The 23,444-nt window shown below is 66.4% G+C and carries 21 protein-coding genes; 15 read left to right on the forward strand and 6 right to left on the reverse strand.

The genetic code is table 11. The features are described 5' to 3' along the window. Positions 1–57: 57 nt before the first annotated feature. The 5 genes from TVC13_RS01705 (at position 58) to TVC13_RS01725 (ending at position 2,734) form a co-directional block, all read left to right on the forward strand. Positions 58–816 (forward strand): type II secretion system F family protein, encoded by a 759-nt coding sequence (locus TVC13_RS01705; RefSeq protein WP_422399516.1) that lies wholly within the window; start codon positions 58–60, stop codon positions 814–816. Between the two features lie 184 nt (positions 817–1,000). Further along, complete coding sequence (locus TVC13_RS01710) at positions 1,001–1,435, forward strand: type II secretion system F family protein (RefSeq protein ID WP_422399517.1); 435 nt, start codon at positions 1,001–1,003, stop codon at positions 1,433–1,435. Between the two features lie 198 nt (positions 1,436–1,633). After that, the gene (locus TVC13_RS01715; RefSeq protein ID WP_422399518.1) at positions 1,634–1,999 is read left to right on the forward strand and encodes a DUF4244 domain-containing protein; all 366 of its coding nucleotides are present in this window, start codon (positions 1,634–1,636) and stop codon (positions 1,997–1,999) included. After that, a complete protein-coding gene (locus TVC13_RS01720; protein WP_422399519.1) occupies positions 1,977–2,348 on the forward strand; it encodes a TadE family type IV pilus minor pilin in 372 nt (123 codons plus the stop codon). The genes TVC13_RS01715 and TVC13_RS01720 overlap by 23 nt, the downstream gene beginning before the upstream one ends. Continuing rightward, a complete protein-coding gene (locus tag TVC13_RS01725) occupies positions 2,348–2,734 on the forward strand; it encodes an Rv3654c family TadE-like protein (protein ID WP_422399520.1) in 387 nt (128 codons plus the stop codon). The genes TVC13_RS01720 and TVC13_RS01725 overlap by 1 nt, the downstream gene beginning before the upstream one ends. A 49-nt stretch (positions 2,735–2,783) precedes the next feature. Here TVC13_RS01725 and TVC13_RS01730 read toward each other — a convergent pair whose 3' ends face one another. Continuing rightward, positions 2,784–5,159, reverse strand: coding sequence for a DEAD/DEAH box helicase (locus tag TVC13_RS01730; protein WP_422399521.1), 2,376 nt, complete (start codon positions 5,157–5,159; stop codon positions 2,784–2,786). A gap of 69 nt (positions 5,160–5,228) precedes the next feature. Then, positions 5,229–5,879 carry a GNAT family N-acetyltransferase gene (locus TVC13_RS01735; RefSeq protein WP_422399522.1) on the reverse strand — a complete coding sequence of 217 codons (651 nt, stop codon included), beginning with the start codon at positions 5,877–5,879 and terminating at the stop codon, positions 5,229–5,231. Positions 5,880–5,962: 83 nt separating this feature from the next. On the opposite strand from TVC13_RS01735, the gene TVC13_RS01740 reads away from it, so the two are divergent. Then, positions 5,963–6,856: a rhodanese-related sulfurtransferase gene (locus TVC13_RS01740; RefSeq protein WP_422399523.1), complete on the forward strand. Its 894-nt coding sequence runs from the start codon at positions 5,963–5,965 to the stop codon at positions 6,854–6,856. A 34-nt stretch (positions 6,857–6,890) separates the two neighbouring features. On the opposite strand, the gene TVC13_RS01745 is transcribed toward TVC13_RS01740, so the two are convergent. Beyond that, positions 6,891–7,487: a TetR/AcrR family transcriptional regulator gene (locus TVC13_RS01745; RefSeq protein ID WP_422399524.1), complete on the reverse strand. Its 597-nt coding sequence runs from the start codon at positions 7,485–7,487 to the stop codon at positions 6,891–6,893. Positions 7,488–7,614: 127 nt separating this feature from the next. Between TVC13_RS01745 and TVC13_RS01750 the strand changes: the two genes are divergently transcribed. From TVC13_RS01750 to proC, 6 genes are all read left to right on the forward strand, one after another. Next, positions 7,615–9,063 (forward strand): MDR family MFS transporter, encoded by a 1,449-nt coding sequence (locus TVC13_RS01750; RefSeq protein ID WP_422399525.1) that lies wholly within the window; start codon positions 7,615–7,617, stop codon positions 9,061–9,063. A 50-nt stretch (positions 9,064–9,113) separates the two neighbouring features. Then, positions 9,114–10,727, forward strand: a complete 1,614-nt coding sequence (locus TVC13_RS01755; RefSeq protein ID WP_422399526.1) for a DUF7059 domain-containing protein — start codon at positions 9,114–9,116, stop codon at positions 10,725–10,727. 160 nt (positions 10,728–10,887) lie between these two features. Then, positions 10,888–13,608 carry a type I DNA topoisomerase gene (gene topA, locus TVC13_RS01760; RefSeq protein ID WP_422399527.1) on the forward strand — a complete coding sequence of 907 codons (2,721 nt, stop codon included), beginning with the start codon at positions 10,888–10,890 and terminating at the stop codon, positions 13,606–13,608. An 87-nt stretch (positions 13,609–13,695) separates the two neighbouring features. Continuing rightward, entirely contained in the window at positions 13,696–14,745 is a 1,050-nt protein-coding gene (locus TVC13_RS01765; RefSeq protein WP_422399528.1) for a Ppx/GppA family phosphatase, read from the forward strand. Then, on the forward strand, positions 14,742–15,575 hold the full coding sequence (locus tag TVC13_RS01770; protein ID WP_422399529.1) for a sugar phosphate isomerase/epimerase family protein: 834 nt from the start codon (positions 14,742–14,744) through the stop codon (positions 15,573–15,575). Before TVC13_RS01765 ends, TVC13_RS01770 begins: the two co-directional genes overlap by 4 nt. 226 nt (positions 15,576–15,801) lie before the next feature. Next, positions 15,802–16,647: a pyrroline-5-carboxylate reductase gene (proC, locus tag TVC13_RS01775; RefSeq protein ID WP_422399530.1), complete on the forward strand. Its 846-nt coding sequence runs from the start codon at positions 15,802–15,804 to the stop codon at positions 16,645–16,647. A gap of 6 nt (positions 16,648–16,653) precedes the next feature. Here proC and TVC13_RS01780 read toward each other — a convergent pair whose 3' ends face one another. Both TVC13_RS01780 and TVC13_RS01785 read right to left on the reverse strand, forming a co-directional pair. Then, on the reverse strand, positions 16,654–17,322 hold the full coding sequence (locus TVC13_RS01780; protein WP_422399531.1) for a potassium channel family protein: 669 nt from the start codon (positions 17,320–17,322) through the stop codon (positions 16,654–16,656). Then, on the reverse strand, positions 17,315–18,724 hold the full coding sequence (locus TVC13_RS01785; protein WP_422399532.1) for a TrkH family potassium uptake protein: 1,410 nt from the start codon (positions 18,722–18,724) through the stop codon (positions 17,315–17,317). Before TVC13_RS01785 ends, TVC13_RS01780 begins: the two co-directional genes overlap by 8 nt. Positions 18,725–18,832: 108 nt before the next feature. Here TVC13_RS01785 and TVC13_RS01790 point away from each other — a divergent pair, with 108 nt between their 5' ends. From TVC13_RS01790 to gdhA, 3 genes are all read left to right on the forward strand, one after another. Next, a complete protein-coding gene (locus TVC13_RS01790) occupies positions 18,833–20,041 on the forward strand; it encodes an acetoin utilization protein AcuC (RefSeq protein ID WP_422399533.1) in 1,209 nt (402 codons plus the stop codon). Positions 20,042–20,098: 57 nt separating this feature from the next. Continuing rightward, entirely contained in the window at positions 20,099–20,644 is a 546-nt protein-coding gene (locus TVC13_RS01795) for an ArsR/SmtB family transcription factor (RefSeq protein WP_422399534.1), read from the forward strand. 88 nt (positions 20,645–20,732) lie between these two features. Continuing rightward, entirely contained in the window at positions 20,733–22,073 is a 1,341-nt protein-coding gene (gene gdhA, locus TVC13_RS01800; protein WP_422399535.1) for an NADP-specific glutamate dehydrogenase, read from the forward strand. Here the strand turns inward: gdhA and TVC13_RS01805 are convergent. Then, a complete protein-coding gene (locus tag TVC13_RS01805) occupies positions 22,070–23,305 on the reverse strand; it encodes an alpha-hydroxy acid oxidase (RefSeq protein WP_422399536.1) in 1,236 nt (411 codons plus the stop codon). The two genes, gdhA and TVC13_RS01805, sit on opposite strands and share 4 nt — an antisense overlap. Between the last annotated feature and the right edge of the window lie 139 nt (positions 23,306–23,444).

Consider the following 23,444-nt stretch of genomic DNA (forward strand, 5'->3'; position numbering starts at 1 on the left):
CCGTTCAGGAGTTCGCCGGCGCATGCCTTCCGCCGCGTACGGGAAGCAGGCGGCTGCATGACGGGGTTCTGGGTTGCGGGGCTGCTCGCCTGCGCCTGGATGGTCCTCCTTGCCGGGCAGGAACAGACTGTGCTGCGTTACGGTTCCGGCTCCCGGTCTCCCGGCAGTACAGGCAGGTCCGTTCCGCAGGCTCAGCAAAACCGCCGGCGGCAGAACCGGACCACCGAGGACGAGCTGCACCGGCTGCCGCTCCTGGTGCACCAGTTGGCGGGCCTGCTCGCTGCAGGCCGCACCCCGGGACAGCTCTGGGCCGACGCTTCCCGGCTTAACCGGAGCGCAGCGGGCGCCTCCCCTGTGGACCTCGTGTCTCCGACACTTGAACGCGCTGCCCGGACAGCAGCACTCGGGCTCAGCCCCGTGCCGGTGCTTCAACAGGCCGCACACGCCTCATCCGGCCTGCACGCCATGTTCTGGGGTGACCTGGCGGCGTGTGTGCAGGCCTCTGAACTAAGCGGGGCTCCGCTGGCCGAGATCCTGGGCCGCTACGCACAAGGGCTCGAAGCGGTCCTTGATTCCCGGGCTGCCCGCGCCTCAGCTCTATCCGGGCCCAAAGCTACCGTCCGACTGCTGACGTGGCTGCCGCTGGCAGGGCTGGGGCTGGGCTTCCTGCTGGGCACCAACCCGCTGGCAGTCCTGGCGCAGAACCCGGTTGGCTGGGCAGCGGCCGCATCCGGCACGGCGCTGGGCCTGGCTGCACGCTTCTGGTCCAGGCGCCTGATCTCCCGGGCTGTGCCGGAGGAGGAAGGGAAGGGATGAAACCCATGTACGGGAAATGACGGGCCTGGCGGTGGGCCTGCTGTTCTGCGCTGCCGCCGCCTTGCTGTGGCCAGGAACGTCATCCGTCACATTGCCCGGAAACCGGAGAGCCGGACCTGCCGAACCGGCAGATGAGCGCAGGGGCCCGGGGCCGGAAGGGCACGGTATCCGGGATCCTGCGCTGATGCTTGACCTTGCTGCAGCCATGCTCACCGCCGGGCGTCCCCTTAACACGGTTCTGCAGGTACTCTCAGACGCAGCCGAACCCCCGCTCAACTCAGTCCTGCGCAGGGCCGTAACGGCGCTGGAACTGGGTGCTTCGTGGGAACAGGCCTGGGACCTGGCCGGGAAGCAGGGAACACCTTCCGCCCGGAGTGCGGCCGCACCGGCAGCGGTCCTGCGCGATGCGCTGGCCTTCGCAGCGTCGAGCGGGGCGCCTTCTGCGCAGGTACTCCACGCGCAGGCCGCCCAGCTTCGCAGACGCAGGGCGCGGGAAGCCGAAAGGCGCGCAGCTGCACTCGGCATCCATCTGGTCCTGCCGCTGGGCCTGTGCGCTCTGCCCGCCTTTCTATGCTTCACGGTGGTTCCGCTGCTGCTGGCCCTGCTGCCGGAATTCTGAGACCGTTCGGCGCTGCCGCCGGACTTGTGGAGGAAAGCCGGGCGTGGACTCTGGACTCCTCCACAAGCTTGTTCGCGGACACAGGTTTCCAGAAACGGGGGACCCGTTTTCCCAGCCTGATCCTCACACGGCGAGACTCGGTTAACGCCGTGAACGACCCGTCCACGGCGGTCCATCCACACCACGGAGGAGCACAACATGTCGTCAATGCCGCTCGAACCAACAGCACCAACTGCACTGTCCCGACGGTCAGCCGGAACGGTGAGTTCCGGCGCGCCGGGGGCCGTTCCGGGAAAACCGGGCGCCGTCCTGGAGCCGGGCAGCCGGCCCGACAAGCCGGTTGGTGTACCTGCCATCCCTTTGGCCACGGTGATTCCGTTTCCGGAGAGGAAGCGCTGCGCCGTTCAGCGCGAGGACCGTGAAGCGGGAATGGCCACCGCTGAGTACGCGATCGCCACCCTGGCAGCCGTAGCGTTCGCCGCACTGCTCGTGGCTGTGCTGAGCAGCGGAGACGTGCGGGAGCTGCTGATGTCGCTGATCCGTGCCGCGCTCAGCTTCGGGTAGTTCCGGCCCCGGGAGACACGAGCTGGGAGCAGTCACCGCCGAGCTGGCGGTGGCGATGCCCGCGGTGGCGATTCTGCTGGCCGGTCTGCTGACCGGCGCCGCGGCCGGGCTGACCCAGCTGCGGCTGGAGGAAGCCGCCGGGGTGGCAGCCCGGCTTGTGATGCGGGGGGATGGCGGTGAAGCGGCCGGCGCGGTGGCACGCCTTGCTGGTGACGGAGCCGTCCTGAAACTGTCCGAAAGCGAAGGCTGGGTACACGTCCGGGTGGAGTCCGCGCTCAGGGCGCCAATGCTGGAACTGCTGCCCATCACTCTCTCCGCCGAAGCCTCAGCTCCGCAGGAGGACCAGTGATGAGCAGCTCCAGCGGGGGCTTTGAAAGAGACGCGGGGGCCGGGACAGTCCTGATGCTGGGCATCGCGCTCGGAACCATCACTCTGGTCGTTGCTGCGGCCCTGTTCTCCGCCGCGGTGGTGGGTGGAGCCAGAGCTGGTACGGCAGCCAACCTCGCGGCGCTCGCCGGCGCGGATGCCCTGCGCGGGCTGAGAGCCGGGGACGCCTGTGCGGTGGCGGCCGCCGTTGCCGCCCGAAACCGGGCCGAAGTGGCCCTCTGCACACCCGAGCAAGAGGAGGGAATAGTGACTGTCACGGTCTATGCTTCTGCGCCTCTGCTCCCCTGGCGGGCTTCCGCGGAAGCACGGGCCGGGCCGCCCCAGAGCCACTTCCGGGGACCAGGCTGACGGGAACCGGTAACACCTGCGAACTCGGACGAACCCGCCGCGGCCGCCGTTACCGGCGGGTGCCGACGGTGCCCTGGGCAGGGGCTTCTGCTGATGCAATCCCGGCGTCGGGTGCGTTCGCCAGCAGCACCTCGATCAGCGTCACGGCGCCCTTCTTGTCCAGGGGGTTGTTCTTGTTGCCGCACTTGGGGGACTGCACGCAGGAAGGGCAGCCGCCGTCGCACTCGCAGGCGCGGATGGCATCCCGGGTGGCAGCCAGCCAGATGGTGGCCGCCTCGTAGGCACGTTCGGCGAAACCGGCGCCGCCGGGATGGCCGTCGTACACAAAGATCGTCGGCTTGCCGGTGTCTGCGTGCAGGGCGGTGGAAACCCCGCCGATGTCCCAGCGGTCCGAGGTCGCCACCAGCGGCAGCATGCCGATTGAGGCGTGCTCGGCGGCGTGCAGGGATCCGGGGAAGTCGGCGGCAGCCAGCCCGGCGCCGAGCAGCAGTTTCTCGTCAATGATGAACCACACGGCCTTGGTGAACAGTTCCTTGGCCTCGAGCTCCAGCGGCTCCTCGCCGAGGATCTCATTGGAGACCAGGGCCTTGCGCTGGAAGGAGACCACCTGGGTGGTGACCTTCACGGTGCCGAAGCACACCTGGACCTCGCCCCACTGTACGGATCGCTCAGTCTCCATCACCTCAATCTGGGTGATGTCCCGGGCCTGGGTGTAGAACTCCGGATTCGCCCGGGTCACCACCGCGCAATGGTCCGCTTCGTTCAGTTCCTCGACCAGGAAGGTCTGCCCCTGATGCACGTACACCGCCCCGGTGTGGGCCTGGTACTGGCTCTGCGCCCCGTCCATGGTGCCCAGCAGGGTGCCGGTCTCCGCCTCCACAATGTTGATGGGTCCGCCGCCGGCGGCCCGGAGGTTCACCATCGACGCTGCGCTCTCCGCGTGGGTCCAGAACCAGCCGGCCGGACGGCGCCGGAGGTAGCCCTGGGTCACCAGCGAATCCAGCAGGCCAGCTGCCGTCGGGCCGAACATCTCACGTTCCTCCGGCTTCAGCGGCAGCTCAGCCGCCGCAGCGCACAGGTGCGGACCCAGCACATACGGGTTGGAGGGGTCAAAGACGGTGGCCTCCACGGATATGTCGAAGATGGCTTCGGGATGATGCACCAGATAGGTATCCAGCGGATCGTCACTGGCCACAAAGGCCGCCAGTGCGTCCTGCCCGGAGCGTCCGGCCCGGCCGATCTGCTGGAACAGCGATGCTCGGGTTCCCGGCCAGCCGGCCACCAGCACGGCGTCCAGCCCGGAGATATCGATTCCCAGCTCCAGCGCCGAGGTGCTGGCAATGCCCAGGAGCTGCCCGCTGCGCAGCTGGTTCTCCAGGGCCCGGCGCTCCTCCGGCAGGTACCCGGAGCGGTAGGCAGCCACCCGGTCCGGGAGGGAGGGATGCACCTCCTCCAGCAGCCGCCGGGTGATGGTGGCAATGGTTTCAGCACCCCGGCGGGACTTGATGAAGGCAATGGTCCGCACCTGGGCGGAGACCAGGTTGGCCAGCAGGTCCGAGGTTTCAGCAATCACGGTGCGGCGCTCGCGGGCACCGTTTTCGCCCTTGCCGTCGGTGAGCTGCGGTTCCCACAGGGCCACGGTCGTGGCTCCGTGCGGGGAATAGTCCCGGGTGAAGGATTCCACCTCGCTGCCGATCAGCCGGCCGAAGGACTGTGCAGGATCCGCCGAGGTGGCGGACGCACCAATGAACACCGGATCCGCGCCGTAGTAGGCGCAGATCCGCCGCAGCCGGCGCATCAGGTTGGCCACGTTGGAACCGAAAACCCCTCGGTAGCTGTGCGCTTCGTCGATGATGACGTACTTCAGGCGGCGGAAGAACCGGGCCCACCAGGCATGGTTGGGAAGCACACCAAAGTGCAGCATGTCCGGATTCGCCAGCACCAGATTGGCGTGGTCCCGGATCCAGCGGCGGGCACCCGGGTCCGTGTCGCCGTCGTACGTCTCGGCACGCAGCGTCGGCAGGTGAAGCGCATTCAGGGCCGCCAGCTGGTCAGCGGCGAGCGCCTTGGTGGGGGAGAGGTACAGGGCCACGGACCCGGTCGGTTCCAGGGAAATCCGGTCGTCCAGGGCGGTGCGGTGGATCTCGTCCAGTACCGGCAGCTGGTAGGCGAGCGACTTACCGGACGCCGTGCCGGTGGAAATGATGGTGTGCCGCCCGGCGTGGGCGCTGTCAGCAGCTTCGGCCTGGTGCTGCCAGGGCGAGTGCACACCCAGGGAAGCGTACGCCTCAACCAGGTCAGGGTGGACCCAGTCCGGCCAGGGCGCCGACTGGGCTTCCCTTGCGGGAATCCGGTGGATGTGGACCAGCTGCTCCGGGTCGGCTCCGCCGCCGAGCAGCGGGATCAGGGAATCAGAAATGGCCACGCGGCCATTCTCCCACCGGCACCCGGGAGTTCGGGACACAGACCGCGTCGGGTCCGCGGCGGGCGAAATCTAGAGCCGCGGCTCAAACATCATGACGCTGGCCAGGGACTCCCAGCCCAGATACCGGTACAGTTCCAGACCGGTTGCCGGGGAGATCAACAGCCCCGTTTCGGCGTCGTGCTCCAGTGCCAGGGCCGTCAGCGCCCGCATTACGTAGCTGCCAAGCCCCTGCCGTCTGAACTCGGGATCGGTGGCTATCTGGTCATAGACCGCGAACCCGTCCACCACTGCCACGTGTCCGCGGGCTGCCGGGGCCTCCCCGGAGTTCACCTCCACCTGTCCGCCGGTGGAGTTGCGGATGGTCTGGGCGCTGAAGCCGTCCGGGGGCAGCGGATCCTCAATGTCCTGCCCTTCCATCGGCAGGATCATGAACACCTCGTCCGTGGACCGGACGGACAAGCCGTAGACGTTCGCGGCACCGTAGAGTTCGGACACCTTGGACGTCACGATCGTGAACAACCGTCCCGCACCCTGCCGGGCAGAAGAGGCCAGCGCGGCGAACTCATCATGGGACGGCTCGAGCGCGAAGTACTCCCAGTCATTGGTCTTGTCATGCAGGAAAGCGGCCGGAAACCGACCCTCGTGGCGTGTTTGATATCCGCGGGCCTTCGCCCACCCAGTCACCCAGGTCTCCAGGAGATCATCGGTTAGTCCGTTCATGCAGAAACACTAGCCCGCCTCTAACGCCGGCGGGAGAGCGGCCGCGCAAATCACGATTTCATCCCTCGGTCTACCCTTAATACGTGGCCATGAATCGAATTGCTCTCTACTACGCCTTCACGCCTCTCCCGGATCCCGAGGCGATCCGGCTGTGGCAGCGCGCCCTGTGCGAAAAGCTCGGCCTGCGGGGCCGGATCCTGATCTCGCAGGACGGCATCAACGGAACCGTGGGCGGTGAACTCGGCGCGGTGAAGGCCTACGTTAAGGCCACCCGTGAGTACCCCGCGTTCAAGAAGATGGACATCAAGTACTCCGAAGGTTCAGCCGAGGATTTCCCGCGCCTGAGCGTGAAAGTCCGCCCCGAGATCGTCAGCTTCGGAGCGCCCGGGGAACTGAAGGTCGATGAGAACGGCGTGATGGGCGGCGGAACGCACCTGCGCCCCGAAGAACTGCACGAGCTGGTTGAGGCGAAGAAGGCCGCCGGCGAGGACGTCGTCTTCTTTGACGGACGCAACGCCTTCGAAGCGCAGATCGGCAAGTTCAAGGGTGCCGTGGTTCCGGATGTGTCCACCACCCACGACTTCATCAAGGAGCTCGAGTCCGGCAAGTACGACGATCTCAAGGACAAGCCGGTGGTCACCTACTGCACCGGCGGCGTGCGCTGCGAAGTGCTTTCCGCGCTGATGGTGAACCGCGGCTTCCAGGAGGTCTACCAGATGAAGGGCGGCATCGTCCGCTACGGGGAGACCTACGGGGACAAGGGCCTCTGGGAAGGCTCGCTGTACGTCTTCGACAAGCGGATGCACATGGAATTCACCGACGACGCCGTCACCATCGGCGAGTGCGTGCGGTGCCACGCGCCCACCAGCAAGTTCGAGAACTGCTCCAACCCGTCCTGCCGCAAGCTGACGCTGTACTGCGCCGAATGTGCTGCGGACCCGTCCACCCTGCGCTGCCCGGACGGCTGCGAGGACTAACGCTGCCGGCCGGTTTCCGGCAGCGCCCCCTGAATCAGTTCCCGAACGCGGCCGGGGCCGTCGTCTCGGCCAGGCTCCGGACCGCCTGTTCGAAGAGGTCCGCCGGATTCGATGTGCTGCCAGCTGCCTGTTCACGGGCAAAGCACTGCCAGGCTATGCGCCAGGTGCAGGCAATCAGTTCGGCGACGGTCTGTGCCTGCATCCGGTCCAGCAGGCCGCGTTCCTGCAGTGAGTCGCTGAGCTCCCTCACAAGCTGGATTTCCTGCCGGGAAACGACCTGAAGCAGTCTTGGCTCCCGCAGCAGCAGCCGGGAAATCCGCTTGAAATCAGATTGCTCCACCTCATAGGCGAACTGCTCGCGGCAGGCATCAATCAGCTCGCGGAGAATCAGCGGGGGAGACCCCTCGGGTGCTTCGCGGGAGAGCAGCGCCTCCAGCAGTTCGCCCTGTCCGGGTACGGCAGCCGCTTCCTTGGAGTCGTAGTAGCGGAAGAAGGTCCGCTCAGAGACCCCTGCCCTTTCGGCAATGCGCGCCACCGTCGTCGCCTCGACGCCGTCGGCTTCCAGCAAATCGAGAGTGGCCAGCTGGATCTCCCGCCGCGTAGCGGCCTTATGGTCCGCGCGCTTACCCATGCTGTTTCCGCCTTCGCCGTGCCTGTCGGGGCATTGTCTTCTGTCACAGTATGCCACTTTCGTTAGGAGAATATGTCAGTGTGTGACAGTATTTTCCGGTTCCAGTCCGTAAGAAACCGAGGAATCCTTGAGCACCAAAAGCACCACCGTCCAACCCGCCGGGGAGACAGCCGCTTCGGCACTGTCCACCAGGCAGCTGACCGGAATCATCGGAGCGCTGGCGCTGGCCGCCTTCCTGATGATCCTGAACGAAACCGTCCTCACCGTGGCGCTGCCCTCGATCATGGCGGACCTGGACGTTTCAGCCACTGCAGGGCAGTGGCTGACCACGGGGTTCCTGCTGACCGTCTCCGTAGTCATCCCCACCACCGGGTTCCTGCTCCAGCGGTTTAGTACCCGGAGCCTGTTCATCTTTGCGCTGGCCAGCTTCCTGGCCGGCACCGTGCTGGCAGTGTTCGCCCCCAGTTTCGCCGTCCTGCTGATTGCCCGAATCATCCAGGCTGTAGGCACGGCCATTGTGCTGCCGCTGCTGATGACCACCACGCTGACGCTGGTTCCAATGCACAAACGCGGCGCCATCATGGGCCTGAACTCAATTGTCATTTCCGTGGGGCCGGCCATTGGCCCTACTGTGTCCGGAGCGATCGTCAACTCTCTGAGCTGGCACTGGATCTTCGTCCTGATGCTGCCCATCGCAGTGATCATTCTGCTGCTGGGGATCACCTTCATCAAGATCCCCTCTGCAACTCGCAAACTGCCCGTGGACGTTCCCTCGGTGATGCTCTCCGCCCTGGCCTTCGGGTTCCTGGTCTACGCAATTTCCAGCTTGGAGCATGCCTCGGACAACCTGGTCCTCACCGGTGTCAGCTTCGTGGTGGGTGCAGTGTCCCTGGTGCTGTTCATCCGCCGGCAGGTACGGCTGGCACGGACCGGCCGTGAACTGCTGAACCTGGCACCGTTCCGGAACCGAAACTTCACCCTCAGCGTCGTCCTGATCATGATCGCCATGGGAACCCTGATTGGCACCGTTGTGACCGTTCCGATCATGCTGCAGAGCGGCCGCGGCCTGGACACCCTGACCATCGGCATGATGCTGCTTCCCGGCGGTCTGGCGCAGGCCGCCGTCGGACCCGTCTTTGGCCGTGTGTTTGACCGCTTTGGCCCCCGCCCCGTCCTTATTCCGGGTGCGGCCATGCTGGCGCTCGGACAGTGGATTTATGTGGGAATCACGCCGGAGTCCGCACTCTGGGTCTTTACCGTCGCCCACATCGTGTTCAGCATCGGCCTGGCCATGCTGATGACAGGCCTGCTCTCGTCAGCCCTGGCAACTGTGGAGCCCAGGCTCTACGGCCATGGTTCGGCGATCTTCAACACCGGCCAGCAGCTTGGAGGCGCGATCGGCACCACCATCTTCGTGACGGTCCTGTCCATGCTCTCAGCGGCCAGGCTCGATGAAGGTTCAGCCCTGGTGGATGCCCTGTTCTCCGGCGCGCACACAGCCTTCATCATCGGCGCGCTCCTAGCCACGGCCGGACTCATCCTGGCGCCGTTCATCAAGATTCCGCGCCGGGCCTAATCCGGGGCGGGGGAGAGAGGACCGTGGAATCCGGAACCTAGACTGGATGGGTGACTGACTTCTCCCGCATTCCGGGCACGCCCCAAAGTTCCAACCTCCCGCTGCTGACCGCGCTCGCAGCCGATCTGGGCGACGCCGGCTACACGGTCGACGGCGTCGCCGCCTTCCTCGGCGAGGAGGCCAGCGCCGCGCTGTCCCGGGACCAGCTGGTTCCCGCCATGCTCGCCTGCCAGGCAGCAGCCGACGGCGGCACTCCGGCACCGGTGGCCGCCGCGGTGGCGCTGTGGCTGGTGGGCTCGTCCGTTCCGGCGCAGCAGGTTCGGGCCGCGTTTCCGCGCACCGGCGCTGACGGCCTGGCGGAGCTGGGGCTGGCGGAGGAGGACCCGGAGGCACCGGAACTGGTGCGCGCCTCGGTGGACCTGCGGCCCTACGAATTCGAAGCCGGCAACGGCGCCACCCACCTCTGGGTCGCCAGCGACCTCGGCGCGCACCAGCGCCCCGGTGTCCTTCCGCACGGCCACGTGCTGGGTATCGGACAGGCCTCGCTCTCACTGGCCCAGCTGAGCATCAACAATCCCGTGGAACGCGCCCTGGACCTGGGAACCGGCTGCGGCATCCAGGTTTTCCACCTGCTGGGCCACGTCCGGCACGTCACCGCCACGGATATTTCCGAGCGGGCGCTGGGCTTCACCCGGTTCAACCTGGTGCTCAACGCACCCGCGCTCGGGCTGGATCCTAAAAAGCCGGAGCAGCGCGTGGACCTGCGGCTCGGCAGCATGCTGGAACCGGTGGCAGGGGAGCGCTTTGACCAGGTGGTCTCCAACCCGCCGTTCGTGATCACCCCGCGTGTGGCCGGCGAGGACGAGGAAGACCGCTTCACCTACCGTGACGGCGGACTCCCCGGGGACCAGATCGTTTCCGGGCTATTCCGGAACCTTGAATCCGTGCTGGCTCCATGCGGCATCGCACAGATGCTGGGGAACTGGGAGATCCAGGGGGAGGATGGCGGGAAAGACGCCTGGAACGCCCGGCTGCGCTCCTGGCTGCCGGAGTCCATGGACGCGTGGGTCATCCAGCGTGAAGTCCTCAGCCCGGCCGAGTACGCGGAAATGTGGCTCCGCGACGCCGCGGAAAACCGGGACCGGAACGAATACGCCGCCTCCTATGCTGCGTACCTGCGCGACTTCGCCTCCCGCGGGACCACCGGCGTCGGCTTCGGGTCGGTGTGGATGCGCCGGCGGCAGGATCCGCAGGCAGCGCCGCTGCGCCGGTTTGAGGAAATCACCCACCCGCTCGAGTCCCCGCTCGCACCGCACCTGGCCGCCGCCGTCGACCGCTTTGACTGGTGCGCCGCGCACCCGGACCTGGGCGCCGAACACCTGGTGGTGGCGGACGACGTGACCGAGGAACGCCATGCCCGCCCCGGAGCCGAACATCCGGGTGTCATCCTGCTCCGCCAGGGTGCCGGCCTGCGCCGGACCAACCTGATGAGTACGGAGCTGACCGGCTTTGTTTCAGCGTGCGACGGCGACCTGCCCGCCGGCGCGATCATCGCTGCCCTTGGCTCGCTGCTGGGCCGGGACGACCCGGAATTCGCCGCCGGGCTCGAAGAAGAGGTGCGCAACCTGGTGCTGGACGGCTTCCTGCTGCCGGCTGCACCGTAACCCAGAGCACAGCGAAATTGGTCCGCGTCCGCCCGGCAGTGCGGTTATGGTTACCCTTGTGCTTGGGGATTCCCCATACTGTCTAAGGATGAGCGAGCCTGCGGAGCACTGCTGCGCCATTCCTCATTCGTTTTGATCCACCCCCGTACGTAGGAGAACAGTGCCAGTTAAGGCAACGGACAAGTCCGCCGGCAAGAAGAAGAAGCTGGTAATTGTCGAGTCACCGGCCAAGGGCAAGACGATCGCCGCCTATCTTGGCGACGGCTTCGAAGTCACGGCGTCGATGGGTCACATCCGTGACCTGCCCCAGCCCTCGGACCTTCCCGCTGAGCTCAAGAAGAGCTCTGTGGGCAAGTTCGCTGTGGACCTGGATAAGGACTTCGAGCCTTACTACGTTGTCTCCACGGACAAGAAGAAGAAGGTGGCCGAGCTCAAGGCTGCGCTGAAGGATGCCGACGAACTTTACCTGGCAACTGACGGTGACCGCGAAGGCGAAGCCATCGCGTGGCACCTGCTCCAGGTGCTCAAGCCCAAGGTTCCCGTCCACCGCCTGACCTTCCCCGAAATCACCAAGGAAGCGATCCAGCGGGCGCTGCAGGAAATGCGGGACATCGACATCTCCATGGTCGACGCTCAGGAAACCCGCCGCATCCTGGACCGGCTCTACGGCTACGAGATTTCCCCGGTGCTCTGGCGGAAGGTGGCCCGCGGCCTCTCCGCCGGCCGGGTGCAGTCCGTTGCCACCCGCCTGGTCGTGGAACGCGAGCGTGAGCGCATGGCGTTCCGCTCCGCCTCCTACTGGGATCTGCTCGGCACGTTCTCCACGGCTTCCTCGGAGTCCTTCAAAGCCCGCCTGACCTCGGTCGACGGCGCCCGGATCGCTTCCGGCAAGGACTTCACAGACCGCGGTGAACTCAAGTCCAAGAACGTCACCCACCTGGACGAAGCGGCAGCCCTGTCCCTCGCCGAGGGCCTGCAGTCGGCGTCGTTCACTGTCCGGTCCCTGGAAACCAAGCCGTACACCCGCCGCCCGGCAGCCCCGTTCACCACCTCCACGCTGCAGCAGGAAGCCAGCCGCAAGCTGCGCTTCTCCTCCCGCGTGACCATGCAGGTGGCCCAGCGGCTGTACGAAAACGGCTACATCACCTATATGCGTACCGACTCCTCGGCGCTGTCGGACCAGGCCATCAACGCCGCCCGCCGCCAGGCCTCGGAACTCTACGGCCCCGAATACGTGCCCGAAGCGCGGCGTGTGTACAAGGGCAAGTCGAAGAACGCGCAGGAAGCCCACGAGGCCATCCGCCCCGCCGGCGACTCCTTCCGCACCCCGGCGCAGGTCGCCTCCTCGCTGCGCGGGGACGAGTTCAAGCTCTACGAACTGATCTGGAAGCGCACCGTCGCCTCCCAGATGGCAGACGCCAAGGGCTCGACGGCGTCGGTCAAGCTGGGTGCCGTCTCCGCCGACGGGCGCGACGCCGAATTCTCCGCCAGCGGCACAGTCATCACGTTCCGCGGCTTTATGGCTGCGTACGAAGAAGGCCATGACGCCACCCGGGATGAGGATGAAGGCTCCGAGGACGGCCGCCTGCCGATCCTGAAGAAGGACGATCCGCTGAGCGCTGCCGACCTGGCCGCCAGCGGCCATGAAACCTCCCCGCCGCCGCGCTTCACCGAAGCCTCGCTGGTGAAGACGCTCGAAGAGCTGGGAATCGGACGCCCGTCCACTTACGCAGCAACGATCTCCACCATCATGGACCGCGGCTACGTCACGCAGCGCGGCCAGGCCCTGGTGCCGAGCTGGATCGCGTTCTCCGTGGTGCGCCTGCTGGAGGAGCACTTCACGGATTATGTGGACTACGACTTCACGGCCGAGATGGAAGAGGACCTGGACCGCATTGCCCGCGGCGAGGCCGGCCGGGTGGAGTGGCTGAACCAGTTCTACTACGGTGACCGGAAAGACACCGGCCTGCACACCATCGTCAATGACCTGGGCGAGATCGACGCCCGTGCAGTGAACTCCATCGAGATCGCGGACGGCATTGTGCTGCGCGTAGGCAAGTTCGGCCCGTACCTGGAGCGCCCGCTGCCGGCGGACGCCCCGGAAGGTACCGAGCCCGAACGCGCCAACGTGCCGGAGGAACTGGCCCCGGATGAGCTGACCGCCGAGAAGGCTATCGAGCTGATGAACAGCGCCGGCCCCGAAGAGCGTGTGCTGGGCGAGGACCCGGAGACCGGGCGCACCATCGTGGCCCGCAACGGCCGCTACGGACCGTACGTCATTGAACTCATTCCGGAGCCAACGGCCGAGGAACTGGCGAACCAGCCGGTGGAGTATTACAAGAACGGCAAGCCCAAGCCGCCGAAGAAGCCCACCAAGGTGAAGCCGCGCACCGGTTCGCTGTTCAAGTCCATGAGCGTGGAAACGGTCACCCTTGACGAGGCACTGAAGCTGATGCGGCTGCCCCGCGTGCTGGGCACTGACGCAGAAGGCAACGAGATCACCGTGCAGAACGGCCGATTCGGTCCCTACCTGAAAAAGGGTACGGACTCCCGGTCGATCGGCTCCGAAGAGGAGATCTTCACGATCACCCTCGAGCAGGCACTGGAGATCTACTCCCAGCCCAAGCAGCGCGGCGGACGGCAGGCGGCGGCACCGCTGGCCGAGTTCGGCACCGACCCGGTCTCGGAGAAGCCTGTGGTGGTCAAGGACGGCCGCTTTGGTCCCTACATCACCGACGGCATCACGAACATCACCGTTCCGCGGTCCATGGCGATTGAGGAGCTGACGCGGGAACGGGCACTTGAGCTGCTCGCGGAGAAGCGTGAAAAGGGTCCGGCCAAGAAGCCGGTCCGCAAGCGCGCCGCAGCGGCCAAGAAGTAATACGGTGCCCGCTGCCGTGCGACTGTTCCGGTTCCCTGCACGGGGGACCGGAACAGAGCGCGGCCGGCGCGGCCGCATAATAGGATCATGCGACTAGGAGTCCTGGACGTCGGATCCAATACCGTGCATCTGCTTTTGGTGGATGCACACCCCGGCGCACGCCCGGTTCCCTTCGCTTCCCACAAACGGCCCCTGCAGCTGGTCGCCCATCTGGACGCCGAGGGGGCGATCACCGGTGAGGGCCAGCGCCTGCTGGCCGACTTCGTCGCGGAGGCACGGGACTTCGCCGCCCGCCACCGCGCGCAGGACATGCTCGCCTTCAGCACCTCGGCGATCCGCGAATCTGCCAACGGCCAGAGCGTCCTGGATTTCGTGGAGCTTGAAACCGGTGTGGAGCTCAGGGAACTGAGCGGCCGGCAGGAAGCCTCCATGACCTATCTGGCGGCTCGGCGCTGGTTCGGCTGGGGCGCCGGCACACTGCTGGATCTGGACATTGGCGGCGGGTCCTTCGAGATGGCACAGGGGCAGGACGAACTGCCCGACGTCGCTGTTTCGGTGCCGCTGGGCGCCGGCCGGCTAACCCGGGACTGGCTGCGCGAAGACCCGCCCGGCCCCGCCGCGGTGCAGGCCCTGCGCAGCCACATCCGCGCCGTGGTGGAGGAAGCTGCAGCCGAGTTCCGCGAGTACGGCCGCCCGGATCTTGCCACGGGAACCTCCAAGACCTTCCGGTCCCTGGCCCGCCTCACGGGTGCTGCGCCGTCGGCCGCCGGTCCATATGCCCGCCGCAGGCTGCGCCGCGCGGATCTTTCCGCGCTGATTCCGCGGCTGGCGGAGATGACCGCGGCCCGGCGTGCGGAGCTCGACGGCGTTTCGGCCCTGCGCGCGCCGCAGGTACTGGCCGGAGCCCTGGTCGCGGAAGCTGCCATGACAGCCTTTGATATCAAGTCCCTGCGGATCTGCCCCTGGGCGCTTCGGGAAGGCCTGATCCTGCAGCGTTTCGACACGCTGCGCTTCGACTCGATGCCTGTTGACCTGCCGGTCTCCTTGCCGACCGGGCCGCAAACCCTCCCGCCGGGACCGGCCGGGGCACTTGTCCTGGCCGCGGCCGGCGAACCGAATGGAAGTGCACCACAATGACACTGACCTCCCCACAGAACGCGCAGCCCGCGGCGAACCTGCCGCAGATCCCCGTGGCGCTGTCCAGTTCGTCCGTGTACCCGCTCTCCGTCCACGACACCTTCGCCGTGGCCCATGACCTCGGCTACGACGGTGTGGAGGTGATGGTGACGGGCAGCCAGATCAGCCGCAGCCCGGAGACCATCAAAGGACTGAGCGAGCGGTACCAGATGCCGGTGCTGGCCATCCACGCACCGACCCTGCTGCTTACGCAGCAGGTGTGGGGCAAGGCCTGGACCAAAATCGAACTCTCAGCGGCGATGGCCGCGGAAGTGGGTGCCACCACCGTGGTGGCCCATCCGCCGTTCCGCTGGCAGTCCGGCTACGCGGAGAACTTCGCCGAGGGCGTGCGGCGGATCGCTGAAGAATACGGCGTCACCATCGCAGTTGAGAACATGTACCCCTGGCGGGTCCGGGGCCGGGAAGCCAAGGCCTACCTGCCGCACTGGAACCCGCTGCCCGAGCCCTACGAACACGTCACCTGGGACTTCTCCCACGCCGCGATCGCCGGAATGGATTCCTATGAAGAGATCCGCAAGCTCGGAAGCCGGCTCAGCCACGTCCACCTCACGGACGGCACACCTAACGGACGCGACGAACATCTGCTGCCCGGCGAAGGCACCCAGCGCTGCGCCGAGGCGCTGCAGTACCTCTCCGAAACCGGATACACCGGCACGGTGGCCATCGAAGTGAGCACCCGCAAGGCCAAGGAGCCGGGGGAGCGGGAGGAAATGCTGCGGCAGACGCTGGAGTTCGCACGCGTGAACCTGAACCAGGTGCTGGACGAATAGCCGCTTAAACGAGTGGGTGCCGGCGATTCCAATCGGACGGTTGGGGGGAAACATCCGAAGATCGCCGGCACCACCAGGCCGGTAAACCGGCCTTTCATCACTCGCACCTCCAAGAGGCACTATCCAAGTTACTAAGCAAAGTTGTGCACATGCCTAATGCAGGCTGAATGCCGGCTTTGAATCTGCACATTCGGGTCCGTGCAGGGCACCGTGAAAGAATCGGGACATGCAGAATCTTCCCCGTCTCACCTTCCTCGGCTGCGGTTCAATGAACGAAGCCATCCTCGGCGGCATCCTGGCCGGAGGCTTCCCCGCAGAACTCGTCACCGCCACGGTCCGGCGGGCCGAACGCGCCGCTGAACTGCGCGAACGCCACGGAATCACCGTGCTGGCCGAGTCCGAGGACAGCGAGGCGAACCGTACCGCCGCACAAGGCGCGGACGTCGTCATTGTCGGTGTGAAGCCGGTGGGTGTGCGCGCCATGCTGGAAACAGTGGCCGCCGCGCTGCGCCCGGACGCCGTCGTCGTCAGCGTTGCCGCCGCCGTTCCGCTGGAACTGATGGAAGCTGCCCTGCCTGCCGGCGCCCAGGTCATCCGCACCATGCCCAACACACCTGCGAAGCTGGGCCGCGGCGTCACCGCGCTGGCGCCGGGATCGGCTGCCACACCGGATTCCGTCAAGCTGGTGACATCCCTGCTCTCGGGTACCGGCCGCGTGGTTGAGGTGCGTGAAGACCAGATCAATGCTGTCGGATCCGTCAGCGGATCCGGACCGGCCTACGCCTTCTACCTGGCTGAAGCGATGGCCAGGGCAGGCACGGAACTCGGCCTTGACCCGGAGCTGGCAGCACTGCTGGCGGCGGAAACCGTCGCCGGGGCCGGCGCTATGCTGGCGGAACCCGGTGCCGACGCCGCGGCCCTGCGCAAGGCCGTGACCAGCCCCAACGGCACCACCGAGGCAGCCATCGGCGTCTTTGATGCCCGCGGGCTGCCGGGGATCATAGACGAGGGCATGCGGGCCGCAGCGGACCGCTCCGCGGAGATCACCGCGGAGCTCAGCGCCGCCCGGTAACCGGGGCTACGGCCGGGACGCGAAGCGTTCCAGCAGGTCTACGTGCCCGGACACGATCAGCATGTCCCGGCTGGACACCCTGGTGTCCGCCTGCGCGTAGGTGAAGTCCTCACCCGGGGACTTCACCCCGACCACGGTCACGCCGTACTTCGACCGCACGTTGGACTCGCGCAGCGTGAAGCCCTGGGTTTCCTTCGGCGGGTACATCTTCACAATCGCGAAGTCGTCGTCGAACTCAATGAAATCCAGCATCCGGCCGCCCACCAGGTGCGCGGCGCGCTGCCCGGCGTCCGCCTCAGGGTAGATCACGTGGTTGGCGCCGATCCGGGTGAGGATCTTTCCGTGCGCCGGGGTAATCGCCTTCACCCACAGGTGCTCAATGCCCAGGTCCACCAGGTTCACCGTGATCAGCACGCTGGACTCGATGGACGTGCCCACACCCACGACGGCGGCGGAGAAGTCCTGGGCCCCCAGCTGCTTCAGCGCGTCGATGTTGGTGGCATCTGCCTGGACCACGTGCGTGAGCTTGCCGGAGGCCTTCTGCACCAGGTCCGGGTCCCGCTCGATCGCCAGGACTTCACGGCCCTGCTTCACCAGCTGTTCAGCGGTGGCAGAACCGAAGCGGCCCAGCCCGATGACCAGGACGGGGGCGTTATGCGGCGGTCTCTCAGCCAATGATGGGCCTTTCTTCGGGGTAGTGGTACAGCGGCTTGCGCTGCCGCAGCGCCAGGGCTGCTGCCAGGGTGATCGTACCCACGCGCCCGGCGAACATCAGGCCGGCCAGGATGTACTTGCCCGACGGCGGCAGCTCGGGACTGAGCCCGATGCTCAGTCCCACGGTAGCGAAGGCGGAGATCACTTCGAACAGTACCGGCTGCAGGGTTTCCTCCGTGACGATCAGCAGGCCGATGGTGGCGACGGCCACCATCGTGGCGCCCAGGATGACCACGGAAATAGCCACGCGCAGCGCACCGGCGGGAATGTTGCGGCCGAAGGCACGTACGTCCGTGTCGCCGCGGGCCTCGGCAACGATCGCCAGGAAAATCACGGCAATCGTGGTGACCTTGATGCCGCCGGCGGTGGAAGCCGAGCCGCCGCCCGCGAACATGAGCATGTCCGTGATGACCAGGGTGGAGGCGTCCTGATCCGCCATGTCCACCAGGCTGAAGCCGCCCGAACGCATCATCACGGAGGCGAAGAGGGCGTGCAGGATCTTCTCGCCCACACCCATTCCGGCGATGGTGCGCTGGTTGAACCATTCCAGTGCCGCCCAGAGCAGCGTGCCGGCGAACAGCAGGATGAGGGACACCAGCACGGTGAGCTTGGTGTGCAGGTTCCACCGCCGGGCCTTCATCCGGCTCTGGAGCAGCACCATGATCACCGGGAAACCAAGGCTGCCGATGAAGACGCCGGCCATGATCGGCACCAGCACCCACAAGTCATTTTCGTAGGGCACCAGACCGTCCGAGTGCGGCGTGAACCCGGCGTTGTTGAAGGAGGAGACGGCGTAGAAAACGGCGTGCCAGATGGCTTGTCCAGGGGACTCGCCCAGGATCATGAAGCGCGGCGCCAGGACGGCCGCCAGCGCGAGTTCGATCAGCACCGTGGTGCTCACGACAATTCGGAGCAGGTTGCCCACTTCGCCCAGACGGCCGGTGTTCATGCCTTCCTGCGCGATCAGTTTCCCGCGCACACCCAGCCGCCGGTTTACCGCCAGGGCCAGCAGCGATGCCATGGTCAGGATGCCCAGGCCGCCCACCTGGATGGCCACGAGAATCAGCACCTGGCCGAAACCGGACCAGTAGGCGGCGGTGGAAACTACGGTCAGCCCGGTCACGCAGACCGCCGAGACAGCCGTAAACAGGGCGTCATGCAGGGCTGTGGCCTGCCCTGACGAGGAAGCCAGGGGCAGGGCCAGCAGGGCAGTGAACACCAGGATGACAAGGGAGAAGACGATCAGGGCCAGCCGGGCCGGGGACGAGTTGGCCACGGCGTCGATAAAGTCCCGGCCTGCGACAATAAAGCTCAGCGGACGGCGCTGCCGCGTCTGCAGCGTGCGCTGCGGTTGGGATGCCATGGGTAGAAAAGTCCAGTTCTCGTGCGCGGGGTCCTGCAAAGTAGTAAACCACTTAACCCGGCGCCCGGCAGTGCAGGACAGGCAGGCCCGATCGCGTAGCCTGTGACCATGACGAGTAACGGGCTGAGCCTTCCCGCTGTGCCCACGCACATTGTGTGGGACGAATCGTTGCTGGCGTATAACTTTGGGCAGAACCATCCGATGAGTCCGCTGCGGCTTGATCTCACCGCCCGCCTGGCGAAGGAGCTGGGCATCTTTGACCTTCCCCAGGTCAGTCTGGGCGCTCCGTACGTCGCTGAGGATGCGCAGCTGGCCCGGGTCCATGACCCCGCCTACGTCGCCGCGGTCCGGGAAGTCAGCCGGAACCCGGAGAGGTCCAATGCTGCCCTGGGATTGGGCACCGAGGACGATCCTGCCTTTGAGGGCATGCACGAAGCCAGTGCCCGGCTAGTGGGCGGCTCCCTCGCCGCGGCCGAGGCCGTCCTCTCCGGCAGGGCGCGGCACGCGGTGAATTTCGCCGGCGGAATGCATCACGCTTCGGCGGGCAAGGCTGCAGGGTTCTGCATCTACAACGACGCCGCAGCCGCCGTAGCCCGGTTCCTGGACACCGGCTACACCCGTGTTCTCTACATCGACGTCGACGCGCACCACGGTGACGGCACCCAGTCGATCTTCTGGAATGACCCCCGCGTGATGACCATTTCAATCCACGAAACCGGGATCTCCCTCTTTCCCGGCACCGGGTTCGCCAACGAATCAGGCGGACCGGACGCTCCGGGCACCGCCGCCAACGTCGCCCTGCCGCCCGGCACCCGGGACGCCGGCTGGCTGCGGGCCTTCCACGCCGTCGTGCCCCAGCTGGCTGCCGCCTTCGAACCCGAAGTGATCATCAGCCAGCACGGCTGCGACGGGCACCGTGATGACCCGCTGTCCAACCTGCGGCTGTCCGTGGACACCCAGCGGCAGGCGGCGCTGACCATCTCCTCCCTGGCAGACCAGTTCTGCGAAGGCCGCTGGATTGCCACCGGCGGCGGAGGCTACAACGTGGCCAGCGTGGTTCCGCGCTCCTGGGCGCTCCTGCTCGCGGTGGCCGCCAACACCCGCATGCCGCTGACCACCCCGGTGCCCCAGGCCTGGCGGGACTACGTGCGCGAGAAGCACGGAGTCGATACCCCGCCGGCCATGGGCGACGGCGTGGACATGTGGTGGCGGTCCTGGGAAGTCGGCTACGACCCGAATGACGACATTGACCGGACGGTCATGGCCACCCGCAAGGAAATCTTCCCGCTCCACGGACTGGACCCCTGGTTCGACTGAGCGGGCCGCCGCCCGCCGCGGCAGGGTCCTGCCCCATATGCCGCTAAGGTAATGCTTATGGTCATTGACGATGTTTTCGCTGTCATAGCAGAGGGAACCCGGCGGGAAATCCTGGGCGCACTGCGCTGCGGTGACAAGTCCGTTGGGGCACTGGTCCAGGAACTGGAGGTCAGCCAGCCGACGGTTTCCAAGCACCTGAAGGTGCTCCGTGAAGCGGGACTGGTGGATATGCGGGCCGAAGGCCAGCGGCGCTACTACTCGCTGAAGACGGCGCCCCTCGACGAAGTAGTACTATGGCTAAGCGCATTTGATCTGCCATCACTTACGGCCGCCCAGGCACCTACTCCGAGTCTGGCAGGCCTCGCCGCCGGACACAGCGGCGAAGCCCGCGGCCGATCCCTGTTTGCCGGACTGCCCGGCACAACACGGCAAACCGCTGCTGCCGCCGCCTCGGCCAAACTGCCGTCCGGCGCCGCCGAAACTGAGGCTGCAGCAGCCGACGCCAGCGTCCAGCAGCAGCTGGGCCGAACTGTAGGCCGCGCCGCGGAACGCGCTGCTGATCTGTTGGGAGCACTGCCCAAGTTCCGCCGTCGCCGCCCGTAGGCGGCACCCCAACCCGGTCCCGGATCGCTAACCGGCGCTGACCGGTCTAGCGTAGTAAACGGGTGGGGGCATCGATAAGGAGCAACACATGGACGCAACACTCACACGCGTGCGCGACGAAGTCTTCCGCCGCAACCCCGGCGAAACAGAATTCCACCAGGCGGTGGTTGAAGTCTTCGAATCCCTCGAACCGGTACTGCGCAAGCACCCGGAGTTCGGTGAGGCCGCGATTCTCCAGCGCATCTGCGAGCCCGAGCGCCAGATCATCTTCCGTGTGCCGTGGGTCGATGACCAGGGCCATGTCCGCATCAACCGCGGTTTCCGTGTCGAGTTCAACTCTGCCCTGGGCCCGTACAAGGGCGGCCTGCGCTTCCACCCCAGTGTTTACCTGGGAATTGTTAAGTTCCTCGGTTTCGAACAGATCTTCAAGAACGCCCTCACCGGGATGCCGATCGGCGGCGGCAAGGGCGGCTCGGACTTTGACCCGCGCGGGAAATCCGACGCCGAGGTCATGCGCTTCTGCCAGTCCTTTATGACTGAGCTTTACCGCCACATCGGCGAGTACACCGACGTGCCGGCGGGGGACATCGGCGTGAGCGGCCGTGAGATCGGCTATCTCTTCGGCCAGTACAAGCGCATCACCAACCGCTACGAATCCGGTGTGCTCACCGGCAAGGGCGTCAGCTGGGGCGGTTCACTCGTCCGCCCGGAGGCCACCGGCTACGGCGTCGTGATGTTCGTGGAGGAAATGCTCAAGACCCGCGGCCTGAGCCTGGACGGACAGCGCGTGATCGTCTCCGGCTCCGGCAACGTGGCCATTAACGCGATCGCCAAGGCCCAGGAGCTCGGCGGCAAGGTTGTGGCCTGCTCCGATTCCTCCGGCTACGTAGTGGATGAAGCGGGAATCGACGTCGCCCTGCTGCGCCAGATCAAGGAACACGAGCGCGGGCGCATCTCCGAGTACGCCCAGCGCCGCGGCGGGAACGTCTCCTTCGTTGCCGGTGGTTCGGTGTGGGATGCCGGTGCCAATGTGGCACTGCCCTGCGCCACGCAGAACGAACTGGGTGAAGACGACGCCGCCTCGCTGCTGAAGTCCGGCGTCATTGCGGTGGCGGAGGGCGCCAACATGCCCTGCACCCCCAAGGCGATAGAGATCTTCCAGGAAGCCAAGGTGCTCTTCGGCCCGGGCAAGGCAGCCAACGCCGGCGGCGTGGCTACCTCCGCCCTGGAAATGCAGCAGAACGCCAGCCGCGATTCCTGGTCCTTCGAGCACACCGAGCAGCGGCTGAGCCAGATCATGGTCAACATTCACGACCGCTGCGCCGCCACCGCGGACGAGTACGGTTCCCCCGGAAACTACGTGGTGGGCGCCAACATCGGCGGCTTCGTCAAGGTTGCCGACGCGATGCTGGCACTCGGCGTCATCTAGCGGGAGGTCCCCAGCCGGACGTGGTCCGGTGTCAGTTCGCTGACGCCGGCCACTCCCATCAGGGCCATGGTCCGGGCCGCCTGGGCGGAGAGGATACCGATGCTGCGGTCCACTCCGGCCCGGCCGCCGGCCATCAGCCCGTACAGGTAGGCCCGGCCGATCAGCGTGAAGTCAGCGCCCAGGGCCAGGGCCGCAACAATATCTCCGCCGCTCATGATTCCGGTGTCCAGGATGATGCTGGTTTTGCCCTTCAGCCGGGCCGCAACCTCCGGGAGCAGCAGCAGCGGAATGGGTGCACGGTCAAGCTGCCGCCCGCCGTGGTTGGAGAGCACAATGCCGTCAGCTCCGTGATCCACCGCCCGCTGCGCATCGTCCAGGGTCTGGATGCCCTTGACCACCAGGTTTCCCTTCCAGACACCGCGGAGCCAGTCCAGGTCCTCGTAGGTCAGGGTGGGGTCGAACATTGAGTTGATGAGCTCAGCCACCGTTCCGGAGTACCGGTTCAGCGAGGCGAAGGACAGCGGTTCGTGGGTCAGGAAGTTGAACCACCACCCCGGCCGGTAGGAGGCATCCAGCACCGTCTTCAGGGTCAGTGCCGGAGGAATGGTCATGCCGTTGCGAACGTCCCGCAGCCGCTCACCGGCCACTGCGGTATCCACAGTGACCATCAGGGTGTCGAACCCGGCTGCCGCGGCACGGTTGATCAGTTCAAGGGACCGCTCACGGTCCGTCCACAGGTAGAGCTGGAACCAGTTCCGTCCCCCGGGAGCGGCCTCGGCCACATCTTCAATGGACGCTGTGCCCATGGTGGAGAGTGTGTACGGGATGCCTGCGGCTTCGGCCGCCTGTGAGCCTGCGTATTCACCTTCGGACTGCATCATCCGGGTGAATCCGGTAGGGGCGATGCCGAACGGCAGGGCGGACGGGGCGCCCAGCACGGTGGTCGAAAGGTCCACGGACTCAACATTGCGGAGCACCCCGGGACGGAACTGCAGCTCAGCGAAGGCCTCCCGCGCCCGGCGCAGGGTAATCTCCGCTTCCGCTGCTCCGTCCGTGTAGTCAAAGGGGGCCTTCGGGGTGCGCCGCCTGGCCATGTCCCTGAGGTCCCAGACAGTGCTGGCCCGCTCCAGGCGGGCAGCCGTTCCCAGCTGGGGCTTCTTGAACTGCATCAGGGGCGCCAGATCCTGGACGCGGGGAATCCTGCGGGTGAGGGCCCGGGGTTTTGTCGTCACCAACAACTCACTTTCACTGTGTTCCTGGCACCCGAGCCTACGCCGGACCCGGAGGGACGCACGTCACATAGGAAGAATGTGAACACCGGAACTTGCGGCAGCCCGGGTTCGGGTTTACGGTCTTACCCATGACTAACCG

Origin of the sequence: Arthrobacter sp. 3Tela_A, from assembly GCF_049311025.1 — a bacterium.
Taxonomy (GTDB): domain Bacteria; phylum Actinomycetota; class Actinomycetes; order Actinomycetales; family Micrococcaceae; genus Arthrobacter_B.